The 21591-nt window shown below is 42.8% G+C and carries 17 protein-coding genes; 4 read left to right on the plus strand and 13 right to left on the minus strand.

The window, feature by feature from the left end:
- Positions 1–38: 38 nt before the first annotated feature.
- From B2863_RS09555 to hflX, 4 genes are all read right to left on the minus strand, one after another.
- Positions 39–845: a lytic transglycosylase domain-containing protein gene (locus B2863_RS09555; RefSeq protein WP_201571512.1), complete on the minus strand. Its 807-nt coding sequence runs from the start codon at positions 843–845 to the stop codon at positions 39–41.
- Between the two features lie 486 nt (positions 846–1331).
- Complete coding sequence (locus B2863_RS09560) at positions 1332–2021, minus strand: LrgB family protein (RefSeq protein ID WP_296209722.1); 690 nt, start codon at positions 2019–2021, stop codon at positions 1332–1334.
- Between the two features lie 16 nt (positions 2022–2037).
- A complete protein-coding gene (locus B2863_RS09565) occupies positions 2038–2472 on the minus strand; it encodes a hypothetical protein (protein ID WP_057758440.1) in 435 nt (144 codons plus the stop codon).
- Positions 2473–2848: 376 nt separating this feature from the next.
- A complete protein-coding gene (gene hflX / locus B2863_RS09570; RefSeq protein ID WP_057758442.1) occupies positions 2849–4276 on the minus strand; it encodes a ribosome rescue GTPase HflX in 1428 nt (475 codons plus the stop codon).
- Between the two features lie 306 nt (positions 4277–4582).
- On the opposite strand from hflX, the gene B2863_RS09575 reads away from it, so the two are divergent.
- Positions 4583–5383: a lysophospholipid acyltransferase family protein gene (locus B2863_RS09575; RefSeq protein WP_201568507.1), complete on the plus strand. Its 801-nt coding sequence runs from the start codon at positions 4583–4585 to the stop codon at positions 5381–5383.
- Between the two features lie 188 nt (positions 5384–5571).
- Here B2863_RS09575 and B2863_RS09580 read toward each other — a convergent pair whose 3' ends face one another.
- Together B2863_RS09580 and B2863_RS09585 are read right to left on the minus strand one after the other, a co-directional pair.
- Positions 5572–6612, minus strand: a complete 1041-nt coding sequence (locus B2863_RS09580; protein WP_201568509.1) for an aldo/keto reductase — start codon at positions 6610–6612, stop codon at positions 5572–5574.
- Between the two features lie 65 nt (positions 6613–6677).
- Positions 6678–7175, minus strand: a complete 498-nt coding sequence (locus B2863_RS09585) for an FKBP-type peptidyl-prolyl cis-trans isomerase (RefSeq protein WP_057758447.1) — start codon at positions 7173–7175, stop codon at positions 6678–6680.
- A 183-nt stretch (positions 7176–7358) separates the two neighbouring features.
- Here B2863_RS09585 and B2863_RS09590 point away from each other — a divergent pair, with 183 nt between their 5' ends.
- Positions 7359–8027: a cold shock and DUF1294 domain-containing protein gene (locus B2863_RS09590; protein WP_296209728.1), complete on the plus strand. Its 669-nt coding sequence runs from the start codon at positions 7359–7361 to the stop codon at positions 8025–8027.
- Positions 8028–8165: 138 nt separating this feature from the next.
- Here B2863_RS09590 and lspA read toward each other — a convergent pair whose 3' ends face one another.
- From lspA to B2863_RS09610, 4 genes are all read right to left on the minus strand, one after another.
- Positions 8166–8828 (minus strand): signal peptidase II, encoded by a 663-nt coding sequence (lspA, locus tag B2863_RS09595; protein ID WP_296209731.1) that lies wholly within the window; start codon positions 8826–8828, stop codon positions 8166–8168.
- The gene (gene ileS / locus B2863_RS09600) at positions 8821–11682 is read right to left on the minus strand and encodes an isoleucine--tRNA ligase (RefSeq protein ID WP_296209733.1); all 2862 of its coding nucleotides are present in this window, start codon (positions 11680–11682) and stop codon (positions 8821–8823) included. Before ileS ends, lspA begins: the two co-directional genes overlap by 8 nt.
- 450 nt (positions 11683–12132) lie before the next feature.
- On the minus strand, positions 12133–12681 hold the full coding sequence (locus tag B2863_RS09605) for a protein disulfide oxidoreductase (protein ID WP_296209736.1): 549 nt from the start codon (positions 12679–12681) through the stop codon (positions 12133–12135).
- Positions 12682–12857: 176 nt separating this feature from the next.
- Entirely contained in the window at positions 12858–14495 is a 1638-nt protein-coding gene (locus B2863_RS09610) for a carbon-nitrogen hydrolase family protein (protein WP_296209737.1), read from the minus strand.
- A 544-nt stretch (positions 14496–15039) separates the two neighbouring features.
- On the opposite strand from B2863_RS09610, the gene B2863_RS09615 reads away from it, so the two are divergent.
- Entirely contained in the window at positions 15040–15669 is a 630-nt protein-coding gene (locus B2863_RS09615) for a BLUF domain-containing protein (protein ID WP_296209739.1), read from the plus strand.
- A 98-nt stretch (positions 15670–15767) separates the two neighbouring features.
- Here the strand turns inward: B2863_RS09615 and B2863_RS09620 are convergent, their stop codons facing one another.
- Positions 15768–17204, minus strand: a complete 1437-nt coding sequence (locus tag B2863_RS09620; RefSeq protein WP_296209741.1) for an FAD-binding oxidoreductase — start codon at positions 17202–17204, stop codon at positions 15768–15770.
- Between the two features lie 336 nt (positions 17205–17540).
- Here B2863_RS09620 and serA point away from each other — a divergent pair, with 336 nt between their 5' ends.
- Positions 17541–18767, plus strand: coding sequence for a phosphoglycerate dehydrogenase (serA, locus tag B2863_RS09625; RefSeq protein WP_296209744.1), 1227 nt, complete (start codon positions 17541–17543; stop codon positions 18765–18767).
- Positions 18768–18916: 149 nt separating this feature from the next.
- Here serA and B2863_RS09630 read toward each other — a convergent pair whose 3' ends face one another.
- Together B2863_RS09630 and B2863_RS09635 are read right to left on the minus strand one after the other, a co-directional pair.
- Positions 18917–19915, minus strand: coding sequence for a rhodanese-related sulfurtransferase (locus B2863_RS09630; RefSeq protein WP_339343199.1), 999 nt, complete (start codon positions 19913–19915; stop codon positions 18917–18919).
- 225 nt (positions 19916–20140) lie between these two features.
- The gene (locus B2863_RS09635; protein WP_296209749.1) at positions 20141–21481 is read right to left on the minus strand and encodes an AbiH family protein; all 1341 of its coding nucleotides are present in this window, start codon (positions 21479–21481) and stop codon (positions 20141–20143) included.
- Between the last annotated feature and the right edge of the window lie 110 nt (positions 21482–21591).

Consider the following 21591-nt stretch of genomic DNA (forward strand, 5'->3'; position numbering starts at 1 on the left):
TAATGGGCTTTTTTATGTCTGACTTTTAGATAACTGGCTTAGCGTAAAGCAGCATAGGCTGAGTTGGCATAGCTGGCACTATTCACATTGCTGCTAGTGCCATAACTGACATTTTGTAAGCCATTACTTGTACTGGTGCTACTGGTTTGATTGTTAGCACTGATACTCGCACCAAACAGTCCTGCATCGTTCTTATACAAGCTATGATAACGGCTCATCACTCTTTGAACATAGTTGCGTGTTTCTTTGAACGGAGGAATGCCACCGTATTTATCGACATTGCCTTCGCCCGCATTGTAGCCTGCGACAGCATGTTCGACATTATTATTGAAGCGACGCATGAGCCAAGCGATATACTTAGCTGATCCTTCGATATTATCTGCAGGGTTCCAAGGATTGCTGACATTGAAGCGGCGCGCAGTCGCTGGCATCAACTGCATAAGCCCTTGCGCCCCCACTGGTGAGCGTGCGTTTGGATTAAAAGCGGATTCAGTATGCATCATCGCTTTCATAAGGGCAGGGTCAACACCATTGCGCTCAGCGGACGCACGAATGTAGCTGTCGTAAGAGTTGCGACTTCCGCTATTGCTAGCGGCACTGCTACCATAGCTATCGCTACTTCCGTCATACATCTTAGAGTCTTTATAATAAGTTACTTTCACTTTCTTCGTAAACTTATCAAAATTTCCACTAGGATTGACGTTGGTCAACAGTACTTGTCCACCTTTGTCTTTGTAGATATACATATTGCCTGCATTGGCAGCGACAGAAAAGGTCGAAAGAGCAATGGCACTTAGTAAAAGGGGAGATAAGCAGCGAGTCATTAAAGTAGCCGTATTTATCATAGTAAAATCACTTTTTATCGAATAACAGCAAATTGTTTTGCCTATATATGCATTGATTTAGGCGCTTAAGCGGTTACTGGTTTTGCAGAATTATTTAGCTCACTGTGAGGACAGCAGCTTAGCAATTATCACTTTCAATAAGGAACCACTTGCAATAGATACAAAAAATAATAGTTGCTTACTATAACATATAATAACTTTTTGACGCATCAGATTGACAAACTAAGTTGTAAAATCAGATTTTCATTGTTAAATAATCTTAGATAAATCAATATACTAACTTTTCTAAGTTACTTAATGAGGCATTTGCAGTGGGCTTTTTGCCCTTATGAATTCATATAAATAAAGTGTCTCAATTTTTTAAGAAATAATAATGACATTTGAATAGTCGAGGTAATCTTTAATCTGAAATCAACAGTAAATAAGCCTATTAATGGTTAAATTTTTAAAAATATAAGAATAGTTTAGGTAGGGTTTTAATGATGACTAGATACCAATAGCGCTGATAAAGATAGGCACCCAAACCGCGGTAACTAACCCGTTCACTGCCAAGCCAAATGCTGCATAACGTCCTGCTGTATGACTGATTTGCCATGCTTCTACAGTACCAAACGCGTGAGCCGCTAGCCCCAGTGCTAGACCTTTAGCACGGTCATCATTGATACCGCGGAACAAAAATCGCGCGACCGTACCACCTATCAGACCTGAGACGATGATAATTAGGTTAGCCATTGCCAATGGTGCTTTGATTAAATCTGCGATACTCAGGCCAATCGGTGTAGTCACAGAACGGGTAGTGAAGGCCAATAGGGTCTCATGACTGAGCGAAAATAAATAGGCCAGTGACATAGGCAATAATGCGCCAACGACACTAGCAATAGCGACAATTAAAGTGAGCTTTTTGACTGGTAAGCCTTTAAAGTTCATCGCCGCCAATGGCACAGCTAAGAGTACTGTCACGTATCCCAATAAATGGTCAAATACAGGTTTTGCCGCGCTGTAATAGTTGTTGTAATCCCACTGCAGTACAAATAGGAAAACAAGCACTAGGACAAGTGCGGTAATGACCATCGGTAGCCATGATAATTTACGTGCCAATACACGTGCAATTACGTGTGCTGCTAATGTCAATAATATTGCGGCTAGGGTTGCCATAAATACGCTGTCAAAAGTCATAATATTTCTCCGCAGCTCACGGCTGTCCCTTTTGCTCAGTGGTAGTCGTACTATCAGTGTTTGCAGCGTGATTGAGCCAACGATTGGCCAATAATGCTAGTCCCCACAGCGGTATGAGCGTACTAACGATCATCGTTATCATCACACCCAATAGCTCATCTCCTAGAGCAAATAGCAACAAGCCTGCACCAGCAGAAACTGGTAAGAAGGCAAAACCACTATCGACTAGCAATGTATTACTGGCCTGTGTGAGCCAGCTCGGTAACCCCTTGAGCAGTCGCCACGCCATCAAAATGACAAACATCGCAACCAAACCGACAATATTGGCCGCTTTTTCGATGCCTGCCATTTGACAGAGAACAACCGCCGTTTCTCGAACAACGATGACCATGGTCAACGTTAGAATTAACGCAAGCCATAGTGGGAGATGGGGAGAGTGAGCAGGCTTCATAAGCAATTCTGGCCAAGTCAGATATAAATGGATGGTGTACCAAACAAAGTATGTGATCACACCAAGAACACAACGTAGAAAATGATGCTATGCATACTGATGGTAGCAATGATTCACTTTCGAGAGATTAACGCTATCTATCAATATTTGTTGAATGTATAACAGGCGATTATATAGAGAGTGGGGCAACTAATAAAGCCTATGCACCGTGACTGGTCATATCCAAAAAAAATAGACGATATCAATGGATATCGTCTATTCTATTTTAACGTACTATATAAGGGTCTATGGTCTAACAGTATGAATCAAACGTTCATTTGATTACTGCCGCAAATGACTCACTTTAACAGTAGTTATTATTCTACAGAAACGACTATTATTTTTCTGAATCAGCTGTTTCTGAGTGTAATGCATCAAACTCGTCAAACGCCTTTTCTTCAGCCTCTGTCATGGTTGGCTCTTCAACGTCATCAACTTTTTCAAACTCTTCTAGTACCGGCATCAGTAGTGTTGCTTGTGCCAGCGGCAATACATCGATAGGTTTTAAGTTGGCTTGACCGAGTAGCTGTCTTAAGCGGTCACTTGGCAAACGAATCGTCAGACATTCACGACCTGTATCGTCATAGCTTTCTTCTTCAATAACACCCAATTCATATAGAGTGTTTTTGAACTGTCCAGCATCATACGGCAAGGTTAAATCAAACGTCGTCAGTTTACCTGTCAACAGTTGCTGTACGGCAAGCGTTAGCTCTTCCATGCCTAGGTTCTGTCTAGAAGAAACATAGACGCGGTTTGGCTGACCTTCGCTAGCATAGCCGATATGTGCAGGCTCATCAGTCAAATCAATCTTGTTATAGACATTGAGCACAGGTACATCGTTATCGATTTCTGCCAATACTTCTTTGACCGCCTGAATCTGCTCGTGCATATCTTCGCTAGAGGAGTCAATGACGTGCAATAACAAGTCTGCTTCTAGCGTTTCCTCTAGGGTTGCATGAAAAGACTCAACCAGCTCATGCGGCAGATGACGAACAAAACCAACCGTATCGACCAAGACGACACGACCAACTCCCTGCCAGTCTAAACGGCGTAGAGTAGGGTCTAGCGTCGCAAATAGCTTGTCAGCAGCATAGATGTTCTCATCGACCAAACGGTTGAACAAAGTAGATTTGCCCGCATTGGTGTAGCCGACCAGTGAGATGGTCGGCACATCAGATTTCTGTCTACGGGCGCGACCTTGCGCACGGGTCTGACGGACTTTTTCTAGTTTGCTCTTTAGCTGATTGACGCGAGTCTGTAGTAGACGGCGATCGGTCTCAAGCTGAGTCTCACCAGGTCCACGCAGACCAATACCACCTTTTTGACGTTCCAAATGCGTCCAACCACGTACCAGACGTGTTGATAGATGATTAAGCTGAGCCAGCTCTACTTGCAGCTTACCTTCGTAGGTACGGGCACGCTGCGCAAAAATATCCAAAATCAAACCAGTACGATCCAACACGCGGCACTTCACTAGCGCTTCGATATTACGCTCTTGTGATGGCGACAGGCTGTGGTTAAACAGTACGATGTCTGCTTCGTGTTCACGCACTAGTTCTGCGATTTCTTCTGCTTTTCCGCTACCAACGAAGTATTTGGCGTCAGGGCGCGAGCGTGATCCAGTGACTAGCGCCAAACGATCGGCACCTGCTGAATCAGCCAACAGCTCAAATTCACTAAGATCGTCAGGATCTTGAATTTGGCGGATGTCTAAATGTACTAAAATGGCGCGTTCGCCACCTTCATGTCTTTCAAAATAATCCAAAGAGTATCACCTATTTAATAAAGTAAATGTCTCGCTATAATCAGCTCAAGAAGCTTTGACGTAGCGTTCATATGATTATCTATATATGGTCTTATCACTTGATATTAAAGCGTATTAGCATAATTAGCGATGGTTTTATGTTACAGCGTTTGCTGCGGATAATTTTTTATAAATCTGCTTTATTACCCGTTTGTATAAAAGTCGGCACTCACTGAGTGAACAAGCTATCACTGAGTGTGAGAACTTTGTTATACTGGGCTCGTTTTTTGACTATTAAACACCCGTTATTTAATCATGAGGGCGAAGATGAGCCAAGCTAAATCAAGCTTTTCACTCAGACGACAGTTGAGCCGAGGTAGACAGGTTGCTGGTATGACCACGACCATGGTCGGCGGCATACGCGCGGCAAAGCGTATCGGTGCATTTAAGCAACCACCACGCGAAACCCTACCACGTTATATCCAGACATTCTGCCGCAAGATGGCAGGCTCTTTTGGGGTTAAAGTAGTAGAAGTGGAACCTGTAGAGCAGTTCCATGGCTTATGGGTATCGAATCACGTGTCATGGATGGATATTCCTGTCGTTGGTACTGTGAGCCCAGCGTTCTTTTTATCCAAGGCTGAGATCGGTGAATGGCCTGTATTTGGCAAACTTGCTCATGCTGCAGGGACGCTTTTCATTGAGCGCGGCTCCGGTGATGCAAGCTCAGTATCGGCGCAGATTGCTGACTTTTTAGCCAAAGGTTTTTCGATTATTTTCTTCCCTGAGGCGACGACCACTAGTGGTAAAAAAGTAAAACGCATTCATGGAACATTGCTGCAAGCAGCCATTGATGCTGATGTGCCTATCAGACCGATCATCATTGCTTATGTCAATAAAGACGGCACACTAAGCGACGCATTGCCATACTATGGCAAGCTGACGATGAAAGAAAGTATGAAAAAAGTGCTCGATAGCAAAAACGTGACCGCTTATGTGTTGCCACTTGCGCCTATAGATCCAGAAGGTCGTAACAAGAGTGAACTGACCAATTTATTGCAAGCACGCATGAATGAAGGGCTAGCAGATCTACATTCAAGAGTCCTTAGCGCACCAGTTGAAGACTGATTATTTACAGTTGAGCTAATTAGAGTTGAGCTAATTAGAGTTGAGCTAGTGTAGCTAATCTCAGCCAGTCAATAAAAGGGCGCAAATCGAAACGATTTGCGCCTTTTTTTATGGAATTTTTAATAGAGCGAACTTAGTATTATTTATTCAGTAGGCTCTATTAACATCCAGTCTCTATAAAAGACCAACTATGGCGATGGATTAGGCTGCTGTGTATGCACCGCTTCAATCGCTTCTAACACATCTGCTGTTAGCTCCACATTGACACTGTCGATGTTTGATTTGAGTTGCTCGGTCGTCGTTGCCCCAATGATGTTACTGGTGACAAAGTGACGAGAGTTTACAAAAGCTAATGACATCTGCGCCATGTCCAAACCTGCATCAGCAGCTATCTTGGCATATTGTTCAGTGGCTGATTTGGCTTGCTCATTCACATAACGACCGAAACGATCATACATAGTCAGACGTGCGCCAGTAGGACGTTTACCATCAAGATATTTACCAGACAACACACCAAAACCAAGCGGTGAATACGCAAGTAGACCCACGTTTTCACGATGAGCTATCTCAGCCATACCAACCTCATATAAGCGGTTCAATAAGCTATATGGGTTTTGCACGGTAAGTGGCGGAATTAGGCCATTCTTATCTGCTTCCCATAGATAGCGCATCAGTCCCCACGCGGTATCATTCGATAAACCATAAGCACGAATACGACCTTTTTTGATTTCATCATTTAAGGCCTGAATAGTCTCTAAAAATGGCGTTAAATCATCTAATGACTGTGCTGCCATCTCTTCATCATAGCCGCGCTGACCAAAGAAGTTCGCTTGACGTTCAGGCCAATGCAGCTGATAGATATCGATATAGTCTGTTTGTAAACGTTCCAAATTCCCGTCAATAGCGCTGCTAATGTGCTCGGCGTTAAAGCGCGTTTGTCCATCACGCAAAAAGTTCATTGGCGATATTTTGCTAGCGAGAATGACTTTGTCACGCTGTTTGGTCTTGTTAAACCAAGTTCCCATAAAGCGCTCGGTATCACCCTGTTTGTCTTTATCTGGTGGTGACGGATACATCTCGGCGGTATCCCAAAAGTTCACACCTTCACTGAGTGCCATGTCCATTTGCTCATGTGCTTCGGACTCAGTATTTTGCTGTCCCCATGTCATCGTGCCTAGACAGATTTTAGATACTTTTTCATCGAGTTGCGGTAACGTTTGATACTGCATATAAGTCTCCCTTTGGACTGTTTTTTATCAATATTTATTTTTAGATGGGTTGTATTTATTGATGTTTACATCAATTTGATACCTGTGACACCGGGTGGTGTGACTTTAAAGATTTTCACTTTGAATAATACGTCTTGTCCTGCGAGAGGGTGGTTAAAGTCGACTTCGACTTGGTCTTCATCGATGGCACTGATCGTACCGGGCAAGGTGTTTTTGCCTTTGTCTTCGAACTCAACCATCATGCCAATCTCTGGATTGTCAGCGACTAGCGCAAACTGAGTACGGCTAAAATGTTGGATGTTTTCAGGATTCCACTCACCAAATGCTTGCTCTGGCTCAAGGTGTGCGGTACGAGTATCACCGGCGCGTAGATTCATCAGTACTTGCTCAAAACCAGGTAACAAGCTCTCATCACCAATGGTCAAAGACACAGGTGCATCACGATTAAAAGTTGAGTCGATGATGGTGCCGTTCTCTAGTGAAACTTCAAAGTGCAGCTTCACAAGGCTGCCGTGAGCGATACGAGTGTCTTCGTTTGGGTTAATAAATTGAGATTGAGTCATAATAAAAAGCCATCGGTTGCTAGAATAAAAGAATAGAAAATAATGCGTTGGATTACAGTCTCTTTAATTGCAGTATTATAGTGTAAGAAATAATAAGCCATCTAAGACCAGATGTAAGCGTCAATAATGTAACGCAGATGGTGTACTATAATTGGCAATTCTAAAAGATATGAGGTGTCGGTAGTGAATAAACAACAAGGCACTGTCAAAAAATGGCAGGACGATAAAGGGTTTGGCTTTATTGAAACTGAAGCGGGCGAGTCTGTTTTCTTTCATGTGAGTGAGTTTAAGGCTCAGCGCCGTCCTGAGATCGGTGAGGCAGTGGTCTTTAGCATTGGACAAGATGCCCCAGGACGCAAGCGAGCCAAGCAAGTACAAGAGCTTGGGTTTGTACAGCAAAAAATGGCACAAAAAAATCAGCAAATCCGTCAGCGCAATCAGAAACGTAGCCATCAGGCAGAGTTTGAAGCGGGTCAAAAGAAACGTTCGTTCCTTGGGCTGGCTTTTTATGGTGTTTTAGCTTTATTAGCAGCGACAGATAAACTGAGCTGGTTAGTGGTCGGTTGGTACGTCGTGCTAGGGATTATTACTTATGGCATGTATGCCAAAGACAAAGCTGCTGCGCAAAGTGGCGACTGGCGTACGCCTGAGTCTACACTGCATATACTAAGCGCGATAGGCGGTTGGGTAGGCGCGCTATTGGCTCAAACGTATCTGCGTCACAAATCACAAAAGCCTGAGTTTCGAGTGACTTATTATTTGACCGTCATTGTGAACATGGCAGGCTTGCTGTTTTTATTATCAGGTGGCGGCTTAGAGACTGTGACTGGTTTACTATCAGAGTTTCTATAAATAATAGCATTCACGATTATCAGTATTGCTACGTATATGACGAAGGCACTAAAACGATCGATAAAAAAAGGTGGGTTACGACTGCGTAACCCACCTTTTTTATTTATAAATTGAATTAATGTCTCTAGCTATAGACGGTTATGAACGTGGCATTTCACGCTTCTTCTCCAAAAATAGCATATCGATGACAATCAATAATACACCGATAGAAATACCAATATCCGCGATATTGAAAATCGGATAATGCCAAACATCAGCATAATGCACATGGATAAAGTCAATCACATGACCATGTAATAAGCGGTCGATTAAATTACCAACTGCACCGCCCAATACTAAGGCTAGGCCAAAAGATAACAGCGTGGCTTTTCGCGGTGCTTTAATCAGATAAATGATTAGAAACAGCGACATGAGTAATGCCAGCCCTGAAAAGAACCACTTCTGCCAACCGCCAGCATCTGCCAAAAAGCTAAATGCTGCGCCGTAATTATAAGCGAGTGTCCAATTGAGAAATGGCTCGATCACTGGCACTGGATCATGAAAGGTCAGCTTGGTTTCTGCCAACCATTTAGTCCACTGATCGATAATGACAACAACCAATGCCAATATATACCATACAAAAGCACGACTACCATTGGCCACCAGCTTTGGTGTCCTATTGGTTGACTTGGTCAGGCGACTTCTAGGCGTAGTCGAGCTACCCGTGGTCGCATGAGCAGGCTTAGGCGAATGGTCAACCTTCACCTTCACCTGCGGCTGCTGGTCATGTTGGCTTTCAGATGAGTCTGTTGGGTTAGACATAGTGACGCACCTCGCCATCGCCACTGACGTTGGTCACGCAGCGCGCGCATAGTTCAGGGTGTGCGCTATCTGTGCCGATGTCATCACGGATGTGCCAGCAGCGTACGCACTTAGTACCAGTAGCCGCGCTTACTTGTACCACTAAATCTACAGCCTCTTCGGTATTGGTGTCGGTCGCTTCATCTGTCTGTGTGATGCTATCAGCAGGCGCTTCGCTCATTGGCTTGAGTGCAGCGTTACTAGTAATTAGTACAAAACGAAGCTCTTCATCAAGCTTGGCTAAGCTCTCATACATTGCACCGTCAGCGTATAGACTCACGTCGGCAGACAAGTTGGCATTGATGATTTTTTCGCCACGTGCAGTTTCGATATGTTTGTTCACCATGTCTTTTGCGAACATGATGCGCTGCCAGTCGTCATTGCTGATGGCACTTAGCTCAAATGCTGGGAACTCGTACCATTCTCGAGTAAATACATAGCCGCCTTTATCCGCATCACGTTGGTTCAGTACTTCCCAAGCCTCTTGCGCCGTGAATGACAAGATTGGGGTAATCCAGCGAATCAGCGCATGAGTGATATGGTAGATAGCCGTCTGCGCAGAGCGGCGAGGCTGTCCATCTGCCTGCGTGGTGTACTGGCGATCCTTGATAATATCTAGATAGAAGCTACCCAAGTCTTGCGAGCAAAACGCCGTCACATGCTGAGTGACTTGGTGAAAGTCCATCGCATCGTAAGCGCTAATGATTTGCGCTTGGACGGTTTGTGCGCGCTCAATGATGAATTTATCAAGGCTAACCAATTCATTGATATCAATGCTATCAGTCGCTGGATTGAAGTCATCGGTATTGGCAAGCAAGAAACGTAAGGTATTACGGATACGGCGATACATATCGATCGCACCTTTAAAGACCGTCTTACCTGCGCTCATCTCATAACGATAGTCACTCGATGCAATCCACAGACGCAGCATGTCCGCGCCAGTTTTATTAATCTCTTCTTGCGGCGTGATGATATTGCCCAGTGACTTACTCATCTTACGACCGTTTTCGTCAACGACAAAGCCATGGGTCAATACTTGCTTAAACGGTGGGCGCTCATACATCGCTTCTGACGTCAGTAGTGACGTCTGGAACCAACCGCGATGCTGGTCAGAGCCTTCTAGATACATATCAGCTGGATTGGTCAGCTCATCACGTTGATCAAGTACCGCAAAATGCGTCGTGCCTGAGTCAAACCAAACGTCCAACGTGTCAGTTGCTTTGTCATAGTCAGCCGCTTCTGCGCCTAAGAAGTCTTCACAGCTAGCATCAAACCACGCTTCTACGCCGCCTTCATTGATTTTTTGTGCCGCGACTTCCATTAGCTCAAGCGTGTTTGGATGCAGCTCGCCTGTTTCTTTATGCGTAAAGAAAGTAATCGGCACGCCCCACGTACGTTGACGCGAGATACACCAATCAGGACGACCCGTCATCATTGATTCGATACGGTTTTGTCCCCACGCTGGCGTCCAGTTGACTGTAGGGATATCAGCAAGCGCGCGAGCACGTAAGCCTTTGGTTTCCATATTGATAAACCACTGAGGCGTAGCACGGAAAATGATTGGCGACTTATGACGCCAGCAATGCGGATAGCTATGCTCAATTTTGGTATGGCTGATTAAATGGCCATTGTCATGTAGGGCAGCAATGATTTTTGGATTGGCTTTATAGATGTGCTCGCCGGCAAATACAGCAGCGCTATCTAAATAAACGCCTGTACCGCTTACTGGGTTTTCTACTGGTAAGTTGTATTTTAGACCAACGATATAATCGTCTAGACCGTGACCAGGTGCAGTATGTACCAGACCAGTACCACTATCGGTAGTCACATGATCGCCCAAGATGAGCGGTACTTGACGGTCTGCAATTAGTGGATGCTGGGCATGTAGGCCTTCAAGCTCGCTGCCTGATACAGTTGCTAGGATGCCGTTATTTTCTAGTTTAAGTTCGTTTAGCGCAGTTTCGACAAGATCCGCTGCGAGTAGTAGGTTGCCTTTTTCAGTGGCAACCACGCTATAGTTATGCTCAGGATGTACTGAGATAGCTTGGTTAGCAGGTAGTGTCCATGGCGTAGTTGTCCAAATAACAGCAGCGATGTTATCTGCGATATCTGCCAATGCGGCTACTTTATCTGTACCGAGTACATCAAAACTGACATAGATCGCGTCAGAGACTTTGTCTTGATATTCTACTTCTGCTTCTGCTAGGGCAGAGCTACAGTCCAAGCACCAGTTGACCGGCTTCATACCGCGAGTCACATGACCATTGTCATAAATCTTGGCAAGCGCACGCACGATGTTGGCTTCTTGATGGAAGTTCATGGTCAGATAAGGGTTGTCCCAATCACCAAACACACCTAAGCGCTTGAAGTCTGCTTTTTGCAATTCAATTTGAGTACTCGCATATTCGCGGCATAGACCACGGAATTCGGTCGCAGAAACTTTCTGACCAACTTTACCGACCTTGGCTTCGACCTTTTGTTCGATTGGTAGACCATGACAGTCCCAACCAGGGACGTAAGGCGCATCAAATCCTGATAAGGTTTTTGATTTTACAATAATGTCTTTTAGTACTTTATTGACTGCGTGACCCAAGTGAATCTGACCGTTGGCGTATGGAGGGCCATCGTGCAAAATATACTTGGTTGCACCAGCACGCGCCTGACGAATTTTACCGTACACGTCATCTGCTTCCCAAGCAGCTAACCAATCTGGCTCGCGCTTGGCAAGGTTTGCGCGCATCGCAAATGGCGTATCCGCAAGGTTCAGCGTGTCTTTGTAATCTTGGCTTGGTGTGTCAGTGCTTTTATCAGTCATAGAAGGTATCTTTTTAAAAGGTAGGTTTGTGTGTCGGTTCAAAACCGGATACAAGGCTCGATGTTCAATGTAGTTCAATATACTACTGAGGGTCACGCGGTATTGATAATGCTTAATTACTAATAGTAGGTATATTGCTCATCATAGTCGGTTTATCAACCATCATGTCAATAAATACCCATTGTCGCTCATTAGTCGGTAAATAGTTACGTCAATAATAAATGGTAACGAGACGATTGCAACATAAAATATGCTAGTAAAAATAATTCAAAAAAAGATTTAGATCGGCAGCTATTATATGACAAAAAGGGTAGGGTAAAAAGAGCTGTGCGAGGTTGGCCCAATTTTGTCCAATATCAATCGTTTATCTGTGTTGCATATTCTCAGCAAAGATGTAGCTATAAGCTCTTTAAATGCTTATTTATTGGAATATAAAGTACGGCTCAAGTACTAAAAAACAGATGCTAACCATAAACGCAGTTTCAATGACCATAATGGCTGAATCCCTGTTAGCCCTTGTGTCATCTCGCCATTCTCTAATACCACATAGGACGGTGTGACTTGTCCTTGCCAATCCGCAAAGATATCGCCTTGTTGATCATTTATGGTGGTGAAGTCAAAATGATGTTGATCGAGGTAGCTGCGTAGCTCTTGGTTTGAGCCTGACTGTACGGCAACAGTGACAACAGGATAGTTATCTGCTGCTAATTTATTGATGGTTGGCGAAGTAAAACTACAGACTGAACACCACGTACCCCAAAAGTATACCAGCGTAGGCCGCTCGTGACTCATCGCTGCTAGATCGATAGTTTGCCCTTGATAGTCGGTCAGTTGCAACTGAGGATTGGCAGGCATGACAGGCTGTCGCCACCAATTGACCACGCTATAGATTACAACAAACATGAGACCATATAACATTATCGTTTTAAGTATCGAAACCATCTTTCGCTTCGACTGCTTCTTTGGCTTTACTTCTTTTTGCTCAATATCAATCGTCATGACATCCGCTTTTTAATTTGCATATTGTTTTCAAATGATGGCTTATCGTTACTGCTTATCTTATCGTAATTGCCTATATGGTCATTGCACAAAGAGTAGACAGCAGATAAAAATAAACGGCTGAAATTCAGCCGTATTATTTATAAAGTCTACTATAAGTGTACTACGTCAACCTATTATGGCTTTTGTGCTCGGTTTTGTAATGGATCACCAATCAGTACGCTGCCTGAATTTTCGCGGCGCTGCTCGTCGGTCAACTTGCTCGCAGGCACTTTGGCCTTACGCTTCCACTTTAAGCTGAACAAATCATCACGGCGGTCAATCAGGTTATGTACGGAGCCTTCGTGACGAACATGAGTCAGCTTGTCCAAGTTTACATCAGAGAAGAATACCATCTCCGTGTTGGCAGTGGTTTCTGCCATGATCGCATCATGTGGGAACGCAAAGTCTGACGGTGAAAAAATCGACGATTGAGCGTACTGAATATCCAAACTCTCAACTTGCGGTAAGTTACCCACTGAACCGCAAATCATCACATAGCATTCATTTTCGATAGCACGGGCTTGCGCGCAGTGGCGAACACGTAGATAGCCGTTTTTGGTATCAGTCCAGAAGGGCACAAACAAGATATCCATGTCATCAAGAGCCATTAGACGTGCAAGCTCAGGGAACTCAACATCATAGCAGACCAAGATACCGATACGACCCGCATCCGTGTCGAATACTTTGACTTCATCGCCACCTTCGATTACCCAAGCGCTGCGCTCATGCGGAGTAATATGAATTTTGCGTTGCTCTTCAACCGTACCATCGCGGCGACATAAGTAGCTGACGTTGTATAAGGTATCGTCTTCGTCTAGTAATGGCATCGAACCGGTAATGACGTTGACGTTATAACTGACGGCTAAATGCGAGATTTCATTTTTGAACCACTCGGTATAACCCGCCAAAAATCGAATGGCAATATTTTGATCGGTTTCTTCACATAGACCCATCAATGGCGCATTGAAAAACTCTGGTAAGCAGGCAAAGTCTGAGTTGTAGTCAGCCATGATATCGACAAAGAACTCAACCTGTTGCAGTAGCTCTTCAGGTGATTCGACTTCACGCATCTGCCACTGAATACCACCAATACGCACCTCAGACTTGCGAGTATTAGGCTTATAGTCTTTAGGCTCGTAGTAGATATTTGCCCACTCAAGCAAGGTAGCAAAGCCCTTTGACTGCTTATCATCTGGCAGATAAGCGGTCAAAATACGTTTAACGATAAAGCCATTAGATAGCTGGAACGACAAAGCTGAATCGTGAATTTCACGGCTTTCAACGGCATCAATATATTCGCCTGGAGTCAGATCTTTGTGATTATGATAGTTAGGTATTCGTCCGCCAGCTAAAATAGCGCGGAAATTCAACTGTCGGCATAGCTCCTTGCGTGCATCATACAGACGACGACCGAGACGGTAGCCGCGATAATCAGGGTCGATGAGCGCATCCAAACCGTAAATGGCATCACCTTCTGGATTGTCTCTAATGATTTCTTTTTGCCCAATCAAATCGTCATAGGTATGCGGATTTGAAAACTTGGCATAGTCAACGCGCATAGAGAGCACAATACCAATCAGCTGATCATGATCAAACAAAGCAATCTGACCTTCAGGGAACGCGTCAATCAAAGTATGAATGGTTGTCTTTGACCATGCGCCACCCAAATTTACATAGACACGATCCATCAATGCCTTTAATTGTGGATAATCTTTTTTCTTAATCTCAGCAATCGTGAGGTGAAAATCATCTAGTTTTTCCATCTTACTCATAAGTTTCCTGTTTTAAATAGCTATCGAATATAGTGGTATCAAATAATGGTGTCATGGCACATGGCACATTGATGTACCGATTTTTGTGCAAAAAAGTAATAAAAACATTCCAATAGGAAGATATTGTCGTTACAATAATTTATTGCCGTATTTACAATAGGTTATGTTGATATCTTAGGCCGTTTTGCTCACTATATTTCGTAGTGATTTTGGCTAATATAGAGGACTAGAGGATAGCGTCTGCCGCATTCTATATCATTTTATACCTATTAGGTTTGTGAGCACTGATAAGCGCCTAGCTCTGCATTATCATTGTACCTGCGACTGTCTTGCTATTTATTATCTCAATATAGAATTTAAATAATATCTATCAGCACCTTTTGTTTTGCTTGTTATCATAGCAAGCTGTAACGGTAATAACAGTCTCACGTAGTAAATATTTGCTACGTTTTTGTGAGTCAATTTTTTGGTTCAACTCAGGCATAGTATTGTGTTGCTTGTTTCGTTTAGCCGTATCTTATCGGCTTCTTAGGATTATTTTATTATGCCTTTAAATCATACCAATAGAACCATGAAGTGGGATGACATAGATGACTCCGCTTTGGTTCAGTTGGTTTATGTCAGTACGCTGACTCTTGGCTCGCGTCTAAGCACCTCTATTTTTGATGAAGTAGAAGGCCACGCACGTAACTACAATCAGCAGCATAACATCACAGGCACGCTATGCTACGGCAATGGTCATTTTCTGCAATGTATTGAAGGTAAAAAGTCAGACGTATTTAATCTGCAAAAGCGTATCTTCGTCGATAGTCGTCATAAGAATGTAGAAGTGTTGCTATTACAAGTCATCAATCATCGCAGCTTTGCCGACTGGCGTATGCGCTTGCTGTTTTTAGAGCGTTGGTTATGGTCACCCGCGACCAAAAAACAGGCCGTACAATTATCTCCGTTTTTACCATTTGCGCCGCACGGCTGGTCGTCTGATCGGACTGAGCAGTTTTTGCAAATTATCAAAACTTTCGATAGTCCACCCCATATTAAGGCGGCAGGTATTACTTATAATGCATTGGGTAATATGGTGCGTCATATCGCGGCACCGCATCAGGCGTTTCTGATTATTCAAGGGTTCTTGAGCATATTATTGGTCGTCGCACTGATACTGTTATATTTATAAATCGTAGTTTTTGCGAATTATAAAGTAATAAAAAAGACGCTAGCCTCTCGGGTTAGCGTCTTTTTATTTGGGTTAAGCGTTTAGCGTTCACAACCTAATCACATATCAAAAATCTTACCGCGGTTCATAATGTTGTTTGGATCGAATACTTTTTTGACTTCTTTTAAGTACTCAATCTCAGTCTCGCTACGGCTATAGTGCAAGTACGGCTTCTTCGTCATACCAACCCCATGCTCAGCAGATACTGAACCGCCATACTTCTGTACTGTCTCAAACACATATTTATTGACGACCTGACACTCAGCAAAGAAATCATCTTTGCTCATATTCTCAGGCTTTAGAATATTCAGATGCAAATTACCATCGCCGATATGACCGAACCAACAGACTTCAAAGTCTGGATAGTTGCTGCTAACAATATAATCAATCTCTTCGATAAAGGTCGGTACGTGACTGATAAGGACAGACACATCGTTTTTATAAGGGGTAAATACTGAGATAGTCTCTGAGATATACTCACGTAGCTTCCACAGCTCTTCGGCCTGTGCCAAGCTCTGACTCATGACACCATCGACGACCCAACCTTGCTCCATACAATGCTCAAATATAGCCATGGCTTTGTCCATGATTGGCTCATAAGGTGCTTCAAACTCTAGCAATGTATAAAACTTAGTACGCGATTCAAACGGCTCTTGTACTTGACCATGTGCCATCAGCTTATCAATCGCTACATCGTCAAAGAACTCAAACGCGGTCAAATCAATTTGTGCTTGAAAGGAAGAGAGCACGTTCATCACATCGTTAAAGCTGTCCATGCCAAGCACCATGACGTTTAAGTCTTGTGGCTGACGCTCAAGTTTGATTTGCGCATGAGTAACAAAGCCAAGTGTGCCTTCACTACCGATGAACAATTGGCGCAAGTCATAACCAGTGGCGTTCTTTACCATGCCGCGATTCAGCTGCAAAATATCACCTTTACCAGTGACAACAGTCAGACCCATGATCCACTGACGGGTCATGCCGTAGCGGATGACTTTGATACCGCCAGCATTGGTACCAATGTTGCCGCCGATTTGACTAGAGCCTGCTGAGGCAAAGTCGACAGGATAGTATAAGTCTTTTGATTCAGCGAATTCTTGCAACTGCTGGGTGACCACACCGGCTTCGACTTCAACTATTCGATCGGCAGGATAAAACTGTCCAATCTGGTTCATTTTATCCATGCTGACAACAATCTCGCCATTAGCAGCCACGGCACCAGCAGATAAACCAGTACGACCGCCACTTGGGGTTAGAACGACGTTGTGCTCATTGGCAAGGAGTACGATAGTCTGTACTTGTTCAGTGGTCTTTGGAAAGACGATGGCAGCAGCAGCAGGGGCAAAGTGCTTGGTCCAGTCTTTACCCCAATGCTCTAGACTTTCAGCATCGGTTTTGATTTGAGTCGGGTCGAAGTCATGGTTATCAGTGAGCGTGCTCAAGATGGTTTGCACGGCATTGGTTTCGGATGTGTTCTGAGCGGTAGTTGGCGTCATGGTCAAATCTCAATATTGGCGTAAGCACGATGCTGGGACTGTTTATTATATAGCGAAATAACTATAAATTCAGTGGTGAGTCAGCTCGTAGAAGTAATAAGTGGGTGATAATTTTTACCTATAAGAAGAGGTGAGTAATAAATAATTGATTCGAGCGGTTTCAAACAGAATAATTCACTATAGCATAAAAATTTTTCAGGCTTGATAACCAATAATTCATCTAATCTGCTAACATCGACCTCAAATTTTGTGTAAGATATCGGGACTGTTTTCGTTTCATCCATCATAGATTATCCAACAGGTAATCTTATAAAACAATTATAGGACAGTTCTCATATGGCGTTATCACTACAAAAAGACAAAATCCGGTTTTTATTGCTTGAAGGTCTACATGACAATGCCCTAAAAGTATTGGAAGGAGCTGGTTACCACAACATCGAGAATATCAGTCACGCCTTAGATCAAGACGAGCTGATCGAAAAGATCAAAGATGCTCATTTTATCGGTATTCGTTCGCGCACTCAGTTGACGCGCGAAGTACTTGAGCACGCACACAAGCTTATCGGCATTGGTTGCTTTTGTATTGGTACCAACCAAGTAGATCTAGCCGCCGCTCGTGATCTTGGTATCCCTGTCTTTAACGCGCCATTCTCGAACACTCGTTCGGTAGCTGAGCTAGTATTGGCCGAAGCCATCATGCTGTATCGCGGTATTCCTGAGAAAAATGCAACTGTACATCGCGGCGGCTGGGGCAAGTCTGCGACCAACTCACACGAAGTACGTGGCAAGACCATCGGTATCGTCGGTTATGGCTCTATCGGCTCGCAGCTGTCTGTCTTGGCAGAAAGCTTCGGTATGAAAGTCATCTATCATGACGCTGTGACCAAATTGCCACTAGGCAACGCGGTACAAGTTGGTAGCTTAGAAGAGCTACTATCAACGGCTGACATCGTGACATTGCATGTACCTGATGTACCAAGCACTCGCTATATGATGAAAGCTGAGCAGTTCGCTCAGATGAAAGAAGGCAGCTACTTTATCAATGCGGCTCGCGGTACGTGCGTCGAGATTGATGATCTGGCAGATGCGCTTGAGTCTGGTAAAATCTTGGGTGCGGCTATCGATGTGTTCCCAAAAGAGCCAAAGTCAGCTGACGAAGAGTTTGAGTCACCACTACGTAAGTTTGATAATGTGATTTTGACGCCGCATATCGGTGGTTCAACACAAGAAGCACAGGCCAATATCGGCCTTGAAGTAGCAGATAAGTTTGTTAGATACTCTGATCAAGGTGATACGGCGACGGCTGTGAACTTCCCAGAAGTTTCTATTCCGTTCAAAGAAAACTCGCATCGTCTACTACATATTCACAAAAACGTGCCAGGCGTACTGTCTCAGATTAACCGTTTATTTGCTGAAGCTGGCATTAATATTCTAGCTCAGAGCCTGATGACAGAAGGTGATGTTGGTTATCTAGTGATGGATGTCGACTACAATGATTCGACTGCTGCACTAGACCAGTTAAAAGATGTAGAAGAGACTATCCGCGTACGTATCTTATTTTAATATAGTCAATCCGCTTTCAAATTGGATTAACTATATCAGTGCTAATAGTTTTGATAGGCACTGAAGATTTATCATAAAAAAAGAGAGGCTCTATCGATTAGAGCCTCTCTTTTTTATTTCACTTCTTTTTTATTGTACTAATGCTAAGTTTAATTGGCTTTAGCATTGTTTGCAGCTTCCGCTTGTAGACGCGCTTCCGTCTTAGCAGCTTTACGTTTTTCGATTACATCCATCACATCGCTACCGATATGGGCTTCGCCACGCTTTTTCGCTAGCTGCATTTGGTGCTCACGCTCACGGAAACGGGCTTTCTGCTCGTCGGTCGCTTTGTCGATACAGTGTGGGCATGACTCGCCTTTGATATAGGCAGGGCTTTGCATCTCCTCAGCGGTGATTGGCATACGGCAAGCAAAGCATTGCTCGTAGCTGCCTTTTTCTAAGTTGTGGTTGACCGATACACGGTTATCAAAAACAAAGCAGTCGCCTTGCCACATAGAGTCACTAGCAGGGACTTCTTCAAGGTATTTTAGGATGCCACCTTCTAAATGATAGACCTCTTCAAACCCTTGCTCGCGTAAATACGCAGTCGACTTCTCACAGCGAATACCACCCGTACAGAACATCGCCACTTTTTTATGCTTGGCTGGATCGAGCTCTTTTGAAACGTATTCTGGAAATTCGCGGAAAGTTTCAGTGTTCGGATTGACCGCGTTTTGGAAAGTACCAATTTGCACTTCATAGTCGTTACGCGTGTCGATCAAGGTGACTTCAGGATCTGAAATTAACGCATTCCACTCGCTTGGTTTTACATAGCGACCAACGGATTCCAATGGATCGATATTCTCGACACCCATAGTAACGATTTCTTTTTTCAGTTTCACCTTAGTGCGATAAAAAGGCTGTGCGTCAGTATAGGATTCTTTGAAGGTAAACGTACCAATCGCCTCAATACTACGCAGGTAGTCAAGTACGGTATCGATACCTTGACGCGTACCAGAAATCGTACCGTTAATGCCTTCGCTTGCAAGTAACAACGTACCTTTCACATCGTGATCGAGCATAGTGTTTAAGATAGGCTCACGATATTGCTCAAAATCGGCAAAGCGCGTGAACTTATATAGTGCGGCAACGACGATATTATTAGTCACACTATCGTATACAGGTGCTGAATTTTTGTCAGTTATCGCGGTTTCTTTGTTTGTGCTCATGTCTTTCTCCTGCTGGCTAGGTCGCAAACCTAGTGCAATAATAATAAAAAAGTAGATAGGTATATAACATTATCTCAATTGTGGAATTGGTTAATGCGCGCGTAGTGTAGCAAATTTTAATAAGGTTTTAAAACTTAAAAGCATAGAAGTATCAATACTGTATAGTTAGAAAAAGGATATATTGCGAGTTTCCTCTGGTTTAAGCACAGTTTTGGAAAACTCACTAGTACTGCTATCAATATAATTACCATCAAAATTAAGCCTGTATATATCAGGTGTTTCAATAAACTCCAACCATTTATTTTTCATCCAATTCTCGACAGTGTCTTTACCTAGAATTGCTATTAGGTTCGACAGTTGGGTATGTGGCTGTGAGTAGTAATAAACAATGACTCTTATTGAATATTTTTGGTCTTGATTAAATGAAAAGATTTCATGAATATAATCGCTATCGGAAGAGTCTAAAGAGTGTCCCCAAATATAAACTTCAATAGGATGGTACTTAGTTAGACTTTGATTTTTCATATTTTTTTCTAAGGCTGTGACTGGAGAATCAGACTTAAGAAATTGATAATCAGTATTATTAATAAGCTTTTGATAGTATTTAACAAATCCGTAAGCCTTATTGTCTATAAGAACTTGATTTTTGAGTTCAGAGACACCTAAAACAATTTTCTTACCACTATTTTTGTCAGCTTTTCCATGTATAAAATTTATATTGGAATGACTATACAAATGCTCAATAGTAGATGAGTAGTTAAAGCTATAAATGGCATCTAAATCTTTTTCAAAAACTTCTGGCTTTTTTAAAGCATCTTTTACTTCTAGTTCATTAATAAAGGTAATGTATTGAGAGAATATCTCAATAAAACCCATTAAATCTTTTTCTAAGTGCTTCAACAAGCTGGAAGCGCATATGTCTATAGGTTGACCTGAGTAGTATTTGATAAAATTCTTATCAAATACTATTTTCGTTTCTGCATGTATACTATGTTTATCAGTTATAGAAAATTTTTCGAGTAAACTATTGATGAATGGATACTTTCTCTTAACATCTTTATCAAACATTTTATTACTTAAAAATATATTATCTGAAAAATAATCGAGATGTTTTATGTTTTTTTCTATCTCCAATACTATATAACAGACAGCGCTTAGCACCACTTCCATCTCATTTTCAAAATCTATCCATGTATCGATACCACTATCAATATAGCTTTTAAAATATTGAAACCAACCATTTTTCTTCAACTCATCTTGAAGCTCTTTAACTTCTTCTAGCGGTAAGGTAGCTTCTTCAGTTTTATATAATTTGATAGTATTCTCAAAGAAGTAATTTTCACTATTTATCAAATCCGTATACAAAGACTCAAAAGTCATTGGTACATCTTTATTATAATTTTCCACATTACGCATTGCATGCATGAAGTGGTCATATTTTGTGGGCAGAAAATGAGCTAAATCAAAGCCATTACCTAATATTAGAATTTTTCTTGTTCCACTCATAATACTGCCCTTACAATCGATATAGTGTGAAAATCATTGCTCTGATGATAGCAATTTTTAATGTGCTAAATTATTTTTTACCAAAATAATAACCACTTTCTATAGATAAC

The organism is Psychrobacter sp. UBA3480, assembly GCF_002377945.1.
Lineage (GTDB): Bacteria > Pseudomonadota > Gammaproteobacteria > Pseudomonadales > Moraxellaceae > Psychrobacter.